Origin of the sequence: Plantactinospora soyae (assembly GCF_014874095.1) — a bacterium.
Lineage (GTDB): Bacteria > Actinomycetota > Actinomycetes > Mycobacteriales > Micromonosporaceae > Plantactinospora > Plantactinospora soyae.
In genome coordinates, this window is the sequence record NZ_JADBEB010000001.1 from 640,098 (window position 1) to 653,631 (window position 13,534).

Genomic DNA, 13,534 nt, shown 5'->3' on the forward strand with positions numbered 1-13,534 from the left:
TGACCCGCGTTACCCAGTTTGCGCCGATCTTCGGCTGACCGCCGCCGAACGCCCCGTCACCTGCGCCGGAACATCCAGCCGAGCAGGAAGGCGGCGAGCACGGCCAGGGCGAGACCGCCGAGCAGCGCGACGACGAAACTCCGGTCGCCCCACTGCCCGTCCACGGCGAGCAGCGGCACCGCCAGTACCGCCGAGGCGAGCGCCACCCCGAGCGCCCGGGACACCCACCGGGCCAGGACCTCGGGAGCCACCACCGCGTCGTACGACAGCAGGGCGGCCAGCGCCGCGAGGCTGTGCGTCAGGTAGAGGAAGGTGGCCAGGCCGAGCAGCCGCCACAGCTCCACCGGCTCGTCGTACCAGCCGGTGGCGACCACCCAGGCCCCGGCGGCGGCCAGCAGGACCACGGTGGTCCAGGACCGGCGCGGTACGACCGCCGGCAGCAGCGCCGCGACCGTCAGCACGCCGAGCAGCCGGACGTCCGACGGCATCGCCGGGTACGCCAGCAGCAGGGAGACGAACGCGCAGAGGAACACCCCGACCCGTACCAGCAGGGGTGCCAGGGTGATCCGACCGATCGCCGCGTACAGCCGCATCATCCGGGTCACCACCGGACTCCTCCGTTCGCCGACACGGGACTCACCGCAGCGCGGGCCGGGGTGCGGAGGCGAGCCGGGCCACGTCCCGGAGCACCAGGTCGAGACTGCCGGCGCCGGCCCAGGTGACCACCGGTACGCCGTGCTCGCGGAGCTGGCCGATGGTGTTGTCCCGGTCCAGTCGCCAGAGCCGGTGCGCCACGTCGGTCCACTGGCCCCGGGCCGGCGGGGTGGCCGACGGGGGCAGCGTGTCCACCGCCACCACGAACCTGCCGGACCGGGCCAACCGGGCCAGCATCTTCGCCGACCTGCCGTCCACCAGCGGGGTGAAGACCACCACCAGGGCGTTGGAGGAGAGCAGCTGCGGGCCGAAGACCTGGTCGTACGGCTCGTGCGGCGACTGCTCCACCCGGACGTCGAGCAGCCATTCCAGCAGGGTCAGGTACTGCCGGCGGCCGGTTGCCGGGCGCAGCCGACGGGCGGACGGGCCGTATTCGAGCAGCGACACCCGGTCGCCACGGTGCAGGTAGTGCTCGGCGATCGCGGCGGCGGCCCGGACGCAGGTGTCCAGCACCGAGGCGCTGCCCCGGATGCCACCCGAGCGACCGGCCTCGGCCAGTACGTCGAGCAGCAGCACCACCTCCGCGTCCCGGTCGGAGAGCATCGCGGCGACGTGCAGTTGCCGGGCCCGCAGCGAGACCCGCCAGTCGATCCGGCGCAGCCGGTCGCCGGGCCCGAAGATCCGGACCCCGGCCAGCTCGCCGCCCTCGCCGGGGCGACGGGACCGGTGTCCACCGACCAGTCCGGCCGCCCGGGGCATGGCCTGGTCGGCGTCGAACGGCTCGGTGACCGGATAGACCGGCACCGCGCGGGCGTCGCTGAGCAGCGTCTGGCTCACCAGCAGCCCGTCGCAGGCGGCGGCCCGGACGGCGACCGGGCCGACCGAGTGCCGGCCCCAGCGCAGCGTCTCGCCACGCAGTTCGAGGTCGGAGATGGTGCCGGCCGGCACCGTGAAGCCGTACGGGCGGTCGGTGGCGCTCCGCCGGGCCGGTTGCTCCGGCTCCGGCGTACCGCCCCTGGCCGGGGTGTCGACCACGACGGTGTCCGGTTCGACGTCCCCGGCGCTGAAGGCCACCCGGTCGATCCGGAGCCACTTCGACACCACGGCACGGATCATGACCAGGTCGTAGCCGACCTCGTCCCGGTTACCCACGCCGATCGCGCCGACCAGCGGGCTCCCCTCGACCAGGTTGTTGTCGTCGACCGCGATCGCCAGCTCCGGCGCGAGCGAGGGACGCCGCCGGAGCGCGTACACGGTGCCGAGCGCGAACGGCGTGGCCAGCACGACGAGATCGACCCGCCCGAGCAGTGCTCCGGCCACCAGGAACAGCCCGGTCAGCAGTACCGCCCGGCGCAGCGCCGGGGTCGGGGTCCAGGTCGGCGCCGCCTCGTCGGGTACGCCGGTCGACCCGGCCCTGCGCTGCCCGGGTACGGCGGGCCGCACGTACGGTTCGGTCATGGCGATAGCGCCCCGGCGGGTCGGGCGGCGTAACTGGGCAGCGCGCCGCTGGCCGGCGCGGGCGTGGAGTCCAGGACCTCGTTCACCACGAACGACGGGTCGACGCGGCGCAGCCACATCTCGGGCCGCAGCGTGATCCGGTGTGCCAGCACCGGCACCGCCACCGCCTTGACGTCCTCGGGGATCACGTAGTCGCGGTTCGCGAACGCGGCCTTCGCCCGGGCCAGCAGCAGCAGGCCGAGCGAGCCCCGGGGCGAGGCCCCGACCAGCACCGAGGCGTGCTCCCGGGTGGCCGCCGTCAGCGCGACGATGTAGCGGCCGATCGAGTCCTCCACCACCACGTTCTCCAGGGCCGCCTGCATCGCCCGGAGCAGGTTGGCGTCGACCACCGGTTTCAGCTCCGCCTCCTCCTGGCGGCGGTTCATCCGGCGGCGCAGCACGTCCCACTCCTCGTCGGCGGTGGGGTAGCCGAACGAGACCCGGAGCAGGAAGCGGTCGAGCTGTGCCTCCGGCAGCGGGTACGTGCCCTCGTACTCGATCGGGTTGGCGGTGGCGATCACATGGAACGGCGGGTCCAGCCGGTAGGTGACACCCTCCACCGAGACCTGCTTCTCCTGCATCGCCTCCAGCAGTGCCGCCTGGGTCTTCGGCGGGGTGCGGTTGATCTCGTCGGCGAGCAGCAGGTTGGTGAAGACCGGCCCGGCCCGGAAGGTGAAGTCGGCGGTGCGCTGGTCGTAGAGGAAGGAGCCGGTGACGTCGGCGGGGAGCAGGTCCGGGGTGAACTGCAACCGGCGGAAGTCGAGCCCGAGCGCCTGCGCGAACGAGCGGGCGGTCAGCGTCTTGCCGAGTCCCGGCAGGTCCTCCAGCAGTACGTGCCCGCCGGCCAGGATTCCGGCCAGCACCAGTTCCAGGGCGTCCCGCTTGCCCACCACCACCGTGCCGACCTGGTCCAGCACCGCGTGCGCGAGCCGCCCCACGTCGAAGGTGGTGACCTGGTCCGCGTCTTTCATAGCTTCTCCAATTGGGCGACGTACGCCGCGAGGTCGCGCGGCGGCGGAGTGCGCTTGGCAGGCGTACCGAGAAATTGCCACAGGGGCTCGCCGAGCAGCGCGCGGGCCCGGCCCGGATCGCTGGACCGGGTGATGCCGTGCCGCTGCCGGAGCCGTTCGTCGGCGAGTTCGGCGAGCACCGGCAGCACCGCCCGGTTGAACCGCTCCGGCTCCCCCTGCGACCAGCCGAGCTTGGCCTCCCACCGGTTGACCGAGCTGCCCAGGGCGTCCTCGACGGTCCAGTTGTAGTTGCCGTCCTCCTCGCCCCGCTCGGGGTCCCGGACGTACCGGACCCGGGTGGTCGGCGGTGGCGTGAGCGCCCGGGCGACCCGACGGATCAGCAGCAGGGCCAGGAAGCCGGCGAAGGTCGCGGCGGGCGACACTCCGACCCCGACCATCCGGAGCCCGAGTACGACGGCGGCGGCGAGCGCCCCGGCGACGAACGCGCTCCGCAGCCAGGCCCGTACGCCGCTGCCGCGTCGGGCTGCCGGAGGCTGCTGCTCCTGCTCCTCCTCGTGTTCGAGCAGGTCGTAGATGCTGGCGCTGGACTCGCTCATCCGAGCCTGCCCCGGGCCCGGTACCGGACGGAACGCTCGCTGCCGGCGGTCATGGGGCCACCTGCGTACTGGTGAGTTCGGTGCGCAGCCGTTGCAGCGCGGAACGGGCCTGGGTGCGCATCCGCTCGTCCACCGTGTGCGTGGCGTACCGCGCCTCCCGGTAGACCTCGGCGAACGCCGCCAGTACGTCGGCGCTGACCGGTCGGTCGGCGCCGAGCAGCCGAGTCACCAGTTCGGTCGGGGTGTCCCCGGGCCGGCGTTCGACGCCGGCCGCCGCGGCGGCCTGTTCCAGCCGGACCCAGCAGGCGATCACCGCCTTGCGCGGGTCGGCGTCGCTGTCGGAGAGGTCGACCAGGCCGGCATCGAGCGCGGCGACCACTTCTTCGGCGGTCTCCGTCGCGGATCGGACCGACCGGCGACCGGTGCCCCTGGCCAGCCCCTTGCGGCGCCGCAGCAGGTCGCGGACCAGCGCCCAGAGCACCACACCGAGCACGACCAGCACCACCGCGCCGCAGAGCAGCGCGCCGACCATCGGAATCCAGTCCGGCAGGGTCGGCCCGGTTTCGGGCGCGGCGCTCGGCTGGCCCGCCACGGCCGACGGCGCCGCCTGCTGCTCGGGCAGGGTCGGCAGGATGTCGCTCGGCGGCTCGATCCGCTCGAACCCGATCGACGAGTGGGCCGCCGCGAGGGCGGCCAGGCCCAGTAGTCCGGCGACGGCGGCCAGCGGCCACATCGTCCGCAGCAGCGCGGCGGTCAGCGTGGATCGGGCCGGCTGCTCCCCCGGACGGGCACGACCGGAGTGCCCGTCGGTCATCGCCACCGCCCCTTCGAGCCGTCTAGCGGAGTTCGTCCAGCCCGGCCAGGCGCCTCGCCCGGGTGAACACCTCGTCCAGCATTGCCGGTGTGAGCCGTCCGGTAAAGGTGTTCTGCTGGCTGACGTGGTAGCAGCCGAGAACCTGCGGTACGGCGTCTCCGGACCAGTGTGCCCCATGGCCGAACCGGGGTCGCGGGGTGGGCGGGCGGACGCCGTACACGTGCCGGAGCGTCGGCCACCACGCCGCCCAGGCGAAGGCGCCCAGGGTGACCACGACGCGCAGGGTGGGCCTGATCAGTTCGATCTCCCGGTGCAGCCAGGGCGCGCAGGTGTCCCGCTCGACCGGGGTGGGTTTGTTGTCCGGCGGCGCGCAGCGGACCGCGGCGGCGATCCGGGTGTGCCGCAGGCTCAGCCCGTCGTCGGACGCCACGCTGGTCGGCTGGTTGGCCAGCCCGGCCCGGTGCAGCGCGGCGAAGAGCACGTCCCCGGACCGGTCGCCGGTGAAGATCCGCCCGGTCCGGTTGCCGCCGTGCGCGGCCGGCGCCAGGCCGAGGATCGCGATCCGGGCGTCGGCGGGGCCGAAGCCGGGTACCGGCCGGCCCCAGTACTCCTGGTCCCGGAAGGCGGCGCGCCGGACCTCGGCGACCTCCTCCCGCCAGGCGACCAGGCGGGGGCAGGCGAAGCAGTCGGAGACCTCCGCGTCCAGCTCGGCCAGACCGCTCGCCCGCGGTGCGCGGGCGAGCACGTCCTGCGGGTTACGCGGCTGCGCCAAGCCGGGTCCGGAAGAGTTCGAGGGTACGGGCCCAGGCGCTGGCCGCCGCCTGCTGGTCGAAGACCTCCGGGCGGTCGTCGTTGAAGAAGGCGTGCCGGGTGCCGGGGTAGTCGTGCAGAGCGCACTCGCCGCCGGCCGCCTCGATCGCCCGCTGAGCCGCCTTGACCCCGTCGGCGGCCGAGGTGCCGTCCTCCTCGGAGCAGTGGATGACGGCGGTCTTGCCGGCGTAGTTCGCCCAGTCCGGGCTCATCCGCTCCCAGGGCAGCACCGGGTAGAACCCGGCGGTCGCGACGATGCGCTCGGAGAGCGTCGCCGACCAGAGCGCCAGGCTGCCGCCGGCACAGAAGCCCACGCAGCCGACCTTGCCGACCACCTCCGGCCGCTCCGCCAGGTAGTCGGCGGCCCCGGCGATGTCCCGGGCGGCCTGGTCCATCGCCAGACCCATGATCAGCTTGCCGGCGTGGTCCGGTTCGGTGGTGGAGGTGCCGTGGTAGAGGTCGGGGGCCAGCGCCACGAAGCCGGCCTCGGCGAACCGGTCGGCGACCGAGGTGATGTGTGGCACCAGTCCCCACCACTCCTGGATGACGATGACGGCCGGCCCGGTCGTGCCGGCGGCGGGTACCGCGAGGTATCCCTCACTCGTTCCGCCGTTACTGCGGTAACTCACCATCTCGCCCATCGGTGGCCCTCCTGTCGGTCAGTCATCGTTGGCTGGTCGCACAGTCTTTCCGACCGATGTCCGGTGGTCGGGTCTTGCGTGCCGGGTGTGCGGGTAGCCTGCCACGCTCGACCGGAGAGACGGAAGGCAACGGCGACGTGGCGTACACCTCCTGTTGTGGAGGTGTACGCCACGTCGTTGCCGTTCGCCCCGCCCCCGGGGCCGGTCGGATCAGCCGGTGGGGGTCGGAGTGGGAGTCGGAACGGCTCCGGACGCAGTCGGTGCGGGCGGACCGCTCGGGTTGGTCGACGGCGTCGCGTCGGGCGTCGGGCCCACGCTCTCCGTCGGCTCGGCGGACGCGGTGGGCACAAGAGTCGGCGGTGCGGTCGGACGCACCTGGAACGGGGCACCCTGCGGGCAGTACGGGTACGGCTGCCGCATCGGGTCGACATAGTCCGGACCGGGCTGCAACCGCTGCTGCGCCTCCTCACACCACGGGTTGCCGAGCCGGATCGGCTCACCGTTCTGGTCGAAGAGCCGTACGTCCGTCAGCAGTCGGCCCTCGCTGTCGTAGACGTAGACGTCCTGCACCCCGGAGTACTGGTCGGTGTAGACCGGCGAGTAGCCGTTGTAGCCGTCGGTGGCCCGGCCGTCGGCCTCGAAGAATCCGACCAGGCCGAAGCAGACCAGCAGCACCGTGCCGAGGTGCAGGATCCAGCGGGGTCGCTGACCCAACCGGTCGGTACGCCGGCCGAGCCAGATCGACCCGGTGACGGTCACCGCCAGCAGCAGGATCGCGGCCAGGCCGCTGCCGCCGAGCCGGGGCAGCAGGCCGAACGGGGCACCGGTCAGCAGCACGGTGATCAGCATGGCGGCCAGGTAGCCCCGGAGCACCCACCAGGCGGGGCGCAGCAGGAGGAGGTACTCGCTGAGCCGCTCGTACCCGATCGGTGGACCGAGCCGCGAGTCCATAGTGCGCAACCGGTCGCGGCCCTTGCGTACGGCATCTGCGATCCGCCGATCCAGGTTGACGGCGCTGGCCGGCGCGGCCACCCCGGCGGCGGTACGCAGCTCGACCGCGTACAGCTGGGGCGGGCCGAGTCGCTCGACCAGCGAGCCTCCCCCCTCGGCGGCCACCTCGGCCAGGTGTTCCGAAAGGTCTTCGAGGAGTTCGTCGCGGACCGCCGGCGACAGGTCACCGAGCGCCTCACGGACCTGGTGCACGTACCGGGCGATCTCCTGCTCGGTCACGACGGTCGTGCCCCCGCTCTGCTCGGTCATGCCGCCACTCCCTCGTCGAGCAGCTTCTCCATCGTGTCGGCGAACGAGCGCCACACCTTGCCCGACCGGACGAGCTGGTCACGTCCGGCCGCGTTCAGCGCGTAGTACTTGCGGTGCGGCCCCGATTCGCTGGGTACGACGTACGTGGTCAGCAGGCCGCCCTGGAAGAGCCGGCGCAGGGTGCCGTAGACCGAGGCGTCACCGATCTCCTCGAGGCCGGCGGCGCGCAGGCGGCGCATGATGTCGTAGCCGTAGCCGTCCTCGTCCTTCAACACGGCGAGGACCGCGAGGTCCAGCACACCTTTGAGCAACTGGGTGGTGTCCACTCGGCGATACTACTGTTTAATCCGTAGTACCGTCAACAATGCACTAGCGTGGCGCACCGGGGTTACGGTGGCGCCGTGCCTGCCGAGACCGACGTACTGCGCTGCCTCACCGCGGCGACCGGGCTGTACCGGGGCCGGGGTGACGGCCCCGAGGGCGGCCCGTTCCTGGCCCGGATGGCGGTGAGCACCGGCCTGAACGGGCGTGCCGCCATTTTGGACTACGAGGCGACCACCGACCGGGACGGCCTGCGGCACGTCGAGCACAGCGTGCTGCTGCTGGGCGGCGGCGGCCGGCTCGAACTGCACGTCGCCAGCCTCGAACTGCCCGGGATGGTGCGCTTCACCCAGCAGACTCCCGGGCACTTCACCGCGTACGAGGGTCCGCTGGTGGCCCGGATCGTGCTGCGTACGCCCCGGCCCGGGGAGATCAGTTACGCCTGGTGGTGGTCCCGGGACGAGGGCGAGCCCCGGGAGCAGTCCCGGGCCGACCTGCGCCGCAGCGGCTGAGCCGGGGTCCCCCGTCAGCCGGGACGGGGCGACGAACCGCCGGTCTGGTTCGGCGGTCCGTCCCGGCGTTGGTCAAACAGCCCGGACGGGGGTTGCCAGGCGGGTGAGGTGCCGCTCGACGTCGAGCCGTTCGGGCACGTTCATCCTGCGGAAGATGGCGAGTGCCCGCTCCCAGTGTCGGCGCGCCTCGATCGGGTCGTGCGGTTCCATCTGGGCGGCGATTCCGACCAGTGCCCGTCCCTGCTCGTACGGGTGACTGATCCGGGTGGCCAACGTCAACGCATCGCGGTGGAACTGCACGGCCTCCACGGAACGTCCCTGGGCGGCGAGGGTCAGACCGATGCCGTTGAGAGCGGCCGCCTCGCTGTACGGCTCGCCGTGATGTTCTGCGGCGGTCAGCGCCAGTTGGTGGTGCCTGCGGGCGTCGTCCAGCTGTCGCAGCCCGCAGAGTGCCGCTCCCAACTCGTTGAGCGCGAACGATATCCCGAATCGGTTTCCCGTCCGTTCCCTGAGGCGCAGCGAGGCCCTCAGGTAGCGCACCGCTAGATGGTGCTGGCCGAGGCGTGACCTGACCGCGCCGATGTTGGCGAGGGCCAGGGCGACGTTGAACGTGCTCCCGGCAAGGTGTGCCATGAACAGGTGTTGCCGGTGTATCCGGAGGGCTTCCTCGTATCGCCCGAGAAACATCAGTGACAGGCCGACGCTGGGTAGGGCAGGCAGCACGTCCTGGCCTGACGATCGACGGTCGTGCAGAGAGCGCTGGTGGAGGTCGACCGAGTCGGTCAGTTTGCCGAGGTGCCAGTAGACGATCGCCAGATTCGACCTGCTGATGTTCGCTCCGTGCCGGTCGCCGATCCTCTCCCGCACCTCGATCGCCGTTTCCAGGTCCCGCTGTGCCTGCTGGCAGTCGCCGCTGCGGATATGGGAATACGCACGGTAGTTGTACATCGTTCCGATCGCCGCCTCGTCGTCCAACTGACGCGCCGCCTCAAGCCCGTAGCGGTGGGTGTCGAGGATGTCGTCGTTGTACCCGCGAACGAAATAGAAGCGCCAGGCCACCCGAGCCAGCCGCCACGCCTGGTGCGGATGACCGTTCTCCGCCGCCAGGCGGACCAGGGCACGCAGGGTCTCCCGCTCCACATCCGGCCATTCCAGGTCCGCCCTCAGCAGGGACAGCAGATCCGGACGCAGTGGTTGATCGAGACCGAGTGTCGCCGCCATCGATGACGTCTCCATCGCCCGGGTCGCGGCGAGGCAGGCGTGCAGGTAGTAGTCGAGGATCCGGCCGATCGCCGACCGGCACTCGCTTGGCTCGTCCGTGGACGTCGCGAGTTCGCGTGCGTAGTCGCGGACCAGATCATGGAGCCGGAACCGGCCGGCGACCGGTTCCTCCACCAGATGATGGTTGACCAGGGCCGCCACAGCGGTTTCCGCATCTGACAGCGGCACGTCCGCCAAGGCGGCTGCGGTGTCCAGACCGAAGTGCTCTCCCGGATGCAGGCCGAGCAACCGGAACATCCGGCGTACCGGTTCGTGGAGCGGCTCGTACGAGAGGCTGAAGGCGCTGGCGACGGTATGGTCCTCCGCGGATAGTTCGCTGAGTACCGGGGTAGCCCGGTCGAGCCGTTGGGCCAGGTCCACCACTCGCCAACCGGGTCGGTGGGCGAGGCGGGCGCCCACGAGACGGATCGCCAGCGGAAGATAGCCGCAACGACGTACCACCACGGCTGCCGCCTCCGGCTCGGCGCCGACCCGATCCCGGCCGGCGACCCTCGCCAGCAGCTCGATCGCCTCGTTCCGATCGAGGACCGGTAACGACGTCGGCGGGGCATCGCCGCTGGCGAGCAGTCGTCGGCGGCTGGTCACCAGCACGAGCGTGCCGGGTGCCGCCGGAAGCAGCGGGGCCAACTGTTCACTGCTGCCCGCGTTGTCGAGCACGAGCACCGTCCGCCGGGCGGCGAGTTCCGATCGCCACAGCGCGATCCGGTGGTCGGGTTCGGTCGGGATCCGGCCGGCGGGCACGCCGAGCTGCCGCAGCAGGGTGACCAGCGCCGTCGCCGGATCCACCTGACCGCCCGCGCTGTGTCCCTGCAGGTCGACGAAGAGCTGCGCGTCGGGATAGCGGTCGGCGAGCTGGGTGGCTACCTGTACGGCCAACGCGGTCTTACCGATTCCGGCCATCCCGTCGATCACCCGCACCACCGCAGCGCCGGCGTTCGCTCCCTCCACGGCGGCCACCAGCCCACGTACGGCCTCGGCCCGACCGGTGAAGTCGACGGCCGGCCGGGGCAGCCAACTGACTGGAAGCGCAGCCTGGTCGTCCTCGTCCCTTGGGAGAGCTGGCTTCCCGGGTCCGGATCCCGGCCGACCGGGCACCCGGGGCGCGATGACCGCCCACGGACGCTCCAGGGCGGGATCGCGGTTCAGTACCGCCTGATGGAGCTGACGTAACTCAGCACCGGGCTCGATGCCGAGCTGCTCGACCAGCACCGAACGGGCCGCACTGTAGGCGGCCAGGGCACCCGGCACGTCCCCTTCCCGGCACAGCGCCCGCATCAACAGCGCATGGCCCCGCTCCCGCAACGGATGAGCCAGCAGATGGTCCCGCAACAACGCCACGGCCAGCCCGGGCCGCCCGGTCGCGAGGCACAACTCAGCCCGCTGCTCAACCAGACCAAGCCGCATCTCCCGTACGGTCTCGGCCCGCGCCGACAACACCGGTCCCAGCGGCAGACCGGCCAGCATCTGCCCCCGCCACCGCTCCTCAGCCCGGCCCAGCAGCTCACCGGCCTCGGGGAAGTCCTCACCGGCGAGCGCCACAGCCGCCCGCTGACACTCCGCCACGAACCCGATCAGGTCCACAGCCTCCGACGGCAGCCGAAGCTCATACCCGGATCCACGTCGGACCAGCAGACCCCGCCCCGCTTCCACCCGATCGAACATCCGCCGCAGGTTGGCCGCATAACCCCGGGTATTCGCCACCGCGGACGTCGGTGGCCTCTGCGGCCACAACTCATCGATCAGCTCGTCCACCCCGACCAACCGACCCGGCCGCATCGCCAGCATCGCCAACACCACCTGCTGCTTGGGCGGGCCGAGCAGCAACGGCATCCCGTCGGCGATGATCTCCAGGGGACCAAGAAGCGAAACCTGGAACATTCAACCCCCGGTCAACAGGACAACGAATCCACCGCCACCGACACAGCCTATCGACCCTCTTGACAAGCCGTCAGCGCCCCGGATGTCCCCAGATCGTCTCAGGCGAGTTCGTCGATGCTGCAGCACACGGCCCCGGTACGGCGTCGTGCTGGCCCGGCGAGCAAAGGATCCTGGTTGGACTTCGACCCACACTGTTCGCACCCTTGCCGAAGCCGGTGATCATCTGATCGGGCTGCCGGATGCCGCCCGCGCAGGCGCCTCGAACCGTGACGGCTGTCCTCGATCAGAAATTAGCAATTCCGACGATATCGAAAATATATCGCAAACATATCGATCTCATGTTGGCTGCTCGAATAATCTTCCCCGCAGCTTCGGCCAATCAATCGGATTTGGGGGAACCAAAAATCGATTACTCCAGATAGTTGCAATTCATATTACAGAAAAGGCGATACGCGGAAGCAGGCGCAAGCTCCCATCCGCACGTCGACCCCACAGCTCCCACCGAGCTGCCATGTTGTTCCAGAAATTTGATCCGCACCCGACGTTCCAGAACTCTGCCTCTTCGCTTTTCTCGGCGCCAGTCTCACTTAAGAAGGAGTTTGATGTACCTGTTGATGCGTCTACCTGTGACCGCACGGCTGCTGACCCTGTCAGCTCTCACTGCGGGCACGGTTGCCGTTTCCGGCGCATTGTTCGTCGGTGTCGCCGCAGCGGCCCCGACGGATCCCATTGGCGATATCGATCCCTATGCGTCCATGGTCACCGAGGCGTCCTCGCAGCTCATGGAGGATCTCCTGGCGCTACAACCCGGATCGCAGAACGGGGGGATCTACGCCAACAAGGACGGCTACCACAACACCCGGGCGGGAAACGATACGGACGACTATTCCGTCCGGGACGTCGAGGACAAGGGTGGTCCAGCCGATAAAGCCGCAGCATACGACTGGACCTTCCCCGAGGCCCGAGGGTCGAGCCCCAACTACAGCAACATCGCCCGGTACTCCAATCGACTCCTCGCCTCCACCAGGGATCCGAACGACCCTCGCCTGGACGGATGGCGGGAATTTTTCGGCCAAGCCGACAACGACGGCGACGTGGAGGGCTGGGACTTCCGGTATGGCCGCGCGGCTTCATCTGACAACACGCACTTATGGCACATTCACCTTAGCGAGGACCGCGACAAGGTCACCAGGTTCGACAACAAGGAAGCACTGCTCAGTGTTCTTCGGGGGGAGACTACTCGAGAGTGGCGGAACAAGCCGGTCAGTCCGATTCTGGGGTACGACTCCGGGGCGTCGACCGTGCTGTACCGGTGGGGATCTACCGGTTCTTCGTTCAGTGGCCTGAGCACCGCGACGCACTCCTCTTTCGATCTGGACAACGTCGGTGACCGATTCGCCTCCGGTGACGTGAACGCAGACGGCAAGGACGACACCGTCATGGCCCACCAGAACCCCGACACCAGCTTCACGTTCAAGGTCTTCCTCAACGGAACCTCCACCCCGCAGAACTGGTACACCTCCGGCCCGATGAACCTCACCCCGGTCGGTAACCGACTCATCGTCGGCGACTTCAACGGCGACCGCAAACACGAGCCGATCCTCGCCTACGACTCCGGAACCGCAACCATCCTCTACCGCTGGTACTCCACCGGAGCATCATTCAGCAACCTCAGCACCGCCACCTACTCCTCCTTCGACCTCGACAACGTCGGCACAAGAATCGCCGCCGGCGACGTCAACGCAGACGGCAAAGACGACACCGTCATGGCCTACCAGAACACCGACACCAGCTTCACCTACAAAGTATTCCGCAGCGGCACCATCGCCCCGGAAAACTGGTACACCTCCGGCCCGATGAACCTCACCCCCGTCGGTAACCGACTCATCGTCGGCGACTTCAACGGCGACCGCAAACACGAGCCGATCCTCGCCTACGACTCCGGAACCGCAACCATCCTCTACCGCTGGTACTCCACCGGAGCATCATTCAGCAACCTCAGCACCGCCACCTACTCCTCCTTCGACCTCGACAACGTCGGCACCAGAATCGCCGCCGGCGACGTCAACGCAGACGGCAAAGACGACACCGTCATGGCCTACCAGAACACCGACACCAGCTTCACCTACAAAGTATTCCGCAGCGGCACCATCGCCCCGGAAAACTGGTACACCTCCGGCCCAATGAACCTCACCCCCGTCGGCGACCGACTAATCCTCGGCGCCTGGCTGTAACAACCACAAAGACACACCGACAACACAACCAGGTTCGGCCCCCACCACCCACAGGTGAGGGGCCG

General features: G+C 70.1%; 11 protein-coding genes and 1 pseudogene. 2 read left to right on the forward strand and 10 right to left on the reverse strand.

Going from position 1 to position 13,534, the window contains the following annotated elements:
• Nucleotides 1-56: 56 nt before the first annotated feature.
• The 9 genes from H4W31_RS02800 to H4W31_RS02840 form a co-directional block, all read right to left on the reverse strand.
• Nucleotides 57-596 (reverse strand): hypothetical protein, encoded by a 540-nt coding sequence (locus H4W31_RS02800; RefSeq protein WP_192771799.1) that lies wholly within the window; start codon nucleotides 594-596, stop codon nucleotides 57-59.
• A gap of 40 nt (nucleotides 597-636) precedes the next feature.
• Nucleotides 637-2,112, reverse strand: a complete 1,476-nt coding sequence (locus H4W31_RS02805) for a DUF58 domain-containing protein (RefSeq protein ID WP_192765210.1) — start codon at nucleotides 2,110-2,112, stop codon at nucleotides 637-639.
• Nucleotides 2,109-3,122, reverse strand: a complete 1,014-nt coding sequence (locus tag H4W31_RS02810; protein WP_192765211.1) for an AAA family ATPase — start codon at nucleotides 3,120-3,122, stop codon at nucleotides 2,109-2,111. Before H4W31_RS02810 ends, H4W31_RS02805 begins: the two co-directional genes overlap by 4 nt.
• The gene (locus tag H4W31_RS02815; RefSeq protein ID WP_192765212.1) at nucleotides 3,119-3,718 is read right to left on the reverse strand and encodes a hypothetical protein; all 600 of its coding nucleotides are present in this window, start codon (nucleotides 3,716-3,718) and stop codon (nucleotides 3,119-3,121) included. The genes H4W31_RS02810 and H4W31_RS02815 overlap by 4 nt, the downstream gene beginning before the upstream one ends.
• Nucleotides 3,719-3,767: 49 nt before the next feature.
• Nucleotides 3,768-4,451 carry a DUF4129 domain-containing protein gene (locus tag H4W31_RS02820; protein WP_404825685.1) on the reverse strand — a complete coding sequence of 228 codons (684 nt, stop codon included), beginning with the start codon at nucleotides 4,449-4,451 and terminating at the stop codon, nucleotides 3,768-3,770.
• 103 nt (nucleotides 4,452-4,554) lie between these two features.
• Nucleotides 4,555-5,277: a uracil-DNA glycosylase gene (locus H4W31_RS02825; protein WP_192771800.1), complete on the reverse strand. Its 723-nt coding sequence runs from the start codon at nucleotides 5,275-5,277 to the stop codon at nucleotides 4,555-4,557.
• A gap of 10 nt (nucleotides 5,278-5,287) precedes the next feature.
• Entirely contained in the window at nucleotides 5,288-5,983 is a 696-nt protein-coding gene (locus tag H4W31_RS02830) for a dienelactone hydrolase family protein (protein ID WP_192765214.1), read from the reverse strand.
• A gap of 210 nt (nucleotides 5,984-6,193) precedes the next feature.
• The gene (locus tag H4W31_RS02835) at nucleotides 6,194-7,243 is read right to left on the reverse strand and encodes an HAAS signaling domain-containing protein (RefSeq protein WP_192765215.1); all 1,050 of its coding nucleotides are present in this window, start codon (nucleotides 7,241-7,243) and stop codon (nucleotides 6,194-6,196) included.
• Nucleotides 7,240-7,569, reverse strand: a complete 330-nt coding sequence (locus tag H4W31_RS02840) for a PadR family transcriptional regulator (protein WP_192765216.1) — start codon at nucleotides 7,567-7,569, stop codon at nucleotides 7,240-7,242. The genes H4W31_RS02835 and H4W31_RS02840 overlap by 4 nt, the downstream gene beginning before the upstream one ends.
• Nucleotides 7,570-7,644: 75 nt before the next feature.
• Between H4W31_RS02840 and H4W31_RS02845 the strand changes: the two genes are divergently transcribed.
• Entirely contained in the window at nucleotides 7,645-8,076 is a 432-nt protein-coding gene (locus H4W31_RS02845) for a hypothetical protein (protein ID WP_192765217.1), read from the forward strand.
• 72 nt (nucleotides 8,077-8,148) lie between these two features.
• On the opposite strand, the gene H4W31_RS02850 is transcribed toward H4W31_RS02845, so the two are convergent.
• Nucleotides 8,149-11,235 carry an AfsR/SARP family transcriptional regulator gene (locus H4W31_RS02850; RefSeq protein ID WP_192765218.1) on the reverse strand — a complete coding sequence of 1,029 codons (3,087 nt, stop codon included), beginning with the start codon at nucleotides 11,233-11,235 and terminating at the stop codon, nucleotides 8,149-8,151.
• A 614-nt stretch (nucleotides 11,236-11,849) separates the two neighbouring features.
• Between H4W31_RS02850 and H4W31_RS02855 the strand changes: the two are divergent.
• Nucleotides 11,850-12,488, forward strand: a pseudogene (locus H4W31_RS02855) (hypothetical protein); the annotation flags it as partial.
• Nucleotides 12,489-13,534 lie beyond the last annotated feature (1,046 nt).

Excerpts from the sequence above, each read along its gene's own strand:
- H4W31_RS02800 (WP_192771799.1), bottom strand. The coding sequence starts at position 596 with ATGATGCGGCTGTACGCGGCGATCGGTCGGATCACCCTGGCACCCCTG.
- H4W31_RS02805 (WP_192765210.1), bottom strand. The coding sequence starts at position 2,112 with ATGACCGAACCGTACGTGCGGCCCGCCGTACCCGGGCAGCGCAGGGCC.
- H4W31_RS02810 (WP_192765211.1), bottom strand. The coding sequence starts at position 3,122 with ATGAAAGACGCGGACCAGGTCACCACCTTCGACGTGGGGCGGCTCGCG.
- H4W31_RS02815 (WP_192765212.1), bottom strand. The coding sequence starts at position 3,718 with ATGAGCGAGTCCAGCGCCAGCATCTACGACCTGCTCGAACACGAGGAG.
- H4W31_RS02820 (WP_404825685.1), bottom strand. The coding sequence starts at position 4,451 with ATGTGGCCGCTGGCCGCCGTCGCCGGACTACTGGGCCTGGCCGCCCTC.
- H4W31_RS02830 (WP_192765214.1), bottom strand. The coding sequence starts at position 5,983 with ATGGGCGAGATGGTGAGTTACCGCAGTAACGGCGGAACGAGTGAGGGA.
- H4W31_RS02835 (WP_192765215.1), bottom strand. The coding sequence starts at position 7,243 with ATGACCGAGCAGAGCGGGGGCACGACCGTCGTGACCGAGCAGGAGATC.
- H4W31_RS02850 (WP_192765218.1), bottom strand. The coding sequence starts at position 11,235 with ATGTTCCAGGTTTCGCTTCTTGGTCCCCTGGAGATCATCGCCGACGGG.